The following is a 1,718-nucleotide window of genomic DNA, read 5'->3' on the forward strand; positions in this document are numbered from 1 at the left end:
GGCGCGGACGATGTCGCGGCGGTGCCAGGCGTTGTCGGCCCGCCCGAGGAGGTAGGGGAAGCTGCCGCCGCCGTGGGCGAACAGCAGGCGGAGGGAGGCCGGCAGGCGTTCGAAGGCGCCGGACAGGATCAGCGACAGGATGGTCAGATGCGTCTCGGCGGCCATGCCGGCGAGCCAGGCCAGCATGTACCGGGAGAACCGCGGGCCGGTCGGGAGGTCCCAGGGGTGGACGAGGACGGCGGCGTCCTCCTCGGCGCAGTGGGTGAGGAACTCCAGGAGCGCGCCGTGGTCGAGGTCGCGGTCGCCGAGGTGGTTGCCGATGTGGACGCCGTGGAAGCCCTGCCGCATGGCCTCGCTGAGCACGGCGCAGGCCGTCTCGGTGTCCTGGAKGGGCACCTGGCAGAGGGGGGCCAGTCGGTGCGGGCCGTGGGAGCCGTACGCGAGGAGGCGGGAGTTGACGGTGCGGCACCAGTCGGCGGCGCGCCCGGCTTCCAGTCCGTAGCCGAAGAGGAGCGGGGTACTGGAGAGGACCTGGATGTCCACGCCGAGCCGGTCGAGGTCGGCGATCCGCTCCGCGGGGTCCCACAGGGTGCGGCGCACCGGCCGGTACTCGGTGGATCCCGCCATCATCATCCCGGCCCCGGGGCCGTCCGTGGTGCGCAGCCAGGGGCCGTCGTCGGAGCCGGTGAGCCGCCGGGACTCGGCGCGGCCGATCTCGGGGAAGACGTGGGCGTGGATGTCGACGACGGTCATGCGTCGCCCTCTGCTTCGCGGCGGGTGCGGGGGCGCAGGGCCTCCGGCCAGTCCTTGCCCGGGTGGAGTGCGCCGCAGGTGCCGCAGGTGCGGGCGGTCTCGTCGCCGTAGAAGGAGTCGAAGACGGGCGGGAGGTCGTCGACGATCGAGGTGAGCTGGACCTCGCTCCGGTGGACGAGGTGGTGGCAGTCCGTGCAGTACCACTCGAAGGCGTCGAGCTGTCCTCGCGGGCGGGCGAACTCGACGACCAGGCCGATGCTGTCCTCCTCGGGGCGCTGCGGGGAGTGCCGCACGTGCGGCGGGAGGAGGAAGACGTCGCCCTCACGGATGTGGATGTCGCGGGGCGGGCTGCCCTCCTCGTCCATGACGCGGAGCACCATGTCGCCCTTGAGCTGGTAGAAGAACTCCTCGATCGGGTCGTCGTGGAAGTCGGTGCGGCGGTTGGGTCCGCCGACGACCGTCACCATCAGGTCGGCGTCCTGCCAGATCTGGACGTTGCCGACCGGCGGCTTGAGCAGGTGGCGGTGTTCCTCGATCCAGGCCTGGAGGTTGAACGGTCTCATGGTCATGGGCGCGGTTCCTCGTTCCGGATCTGCGGTGCCGCGGTGCTCCGCGGGATGTGGGCGACGGCGCTGATCTCGATCAGCAGGTGCGGGTGGGGCAGCTGGTGGACGGCGACGGTGGTGCGGGTGGGGCCGGTCTCGTCGAAGTACTCGGCATAGACCTCGTTGTAGCCGCGGAAGTCGTTCATGCCGACCAGGTACGTGGTGACGGAGACGAGGTCGTCGAGGCCGCCGCCGGCCGCGGCCAGGAGGCGCGCGATGTTGTCGAGCACGGCCCTGGTCTGGGCGCGGATGTCGAGGTCCGTCACGCCCATGGCGTCGGCGCTCGCACCGACGAACGTGCCGTCGGGGCGGCGGGAGCTCGTGCCGGAGACGAAGACCAGGTCGCCGGCGCGACGGAGG

At 71.8% G+C, this 1,718-nt stretch carries 3 protein-coding genes; all 3 read right to left on the bottom strand.

Going from position 1 to position 1,718, the window contains the following annotated elements; all coding sequences use genetic code 11:
* The coding region (locus tag EAO70_RS37230; protein WP_148007181.1) for an amidohydrolase family protein at positions 1 to 753 on the bottom strand (753 nt) is incomplete at its 3' end.
* A complete protein-coding gene (locus EAO70_RS37235) occupies positions 750 to 1,322 on the bottom strand; it encodes a 3-hydroxyanthranilate 3,4-dioxygenase (RefSeq protein WP_148007182.1) in 573 nt (190 codons plus the stop codon). The genes EAO70_RS37235 and EAO70_RS37230, both read right to left, overlap by 4 nt.
* Positions 1,319 to 1,718 (bottom strand): RidA family protein (locus EAO70_RS37240; RefSeq protein ID WP_148007183.1); only part of this gene is annotated, 400 nt, incomplete at its 5' end. The genes EAO70_RS37235 and EAO70_RS37240, both read right to left, overlap by 4 nt.

The sequence above is a fragment of the Streptomyces sp. adm13(2018) genome (genome assembly GCF_008042145.1).
GTDB lineage: Bacteria > Actinomycetota > Actinomycetes > Streptomycetales > Streptomycetaceae > Streptomyces.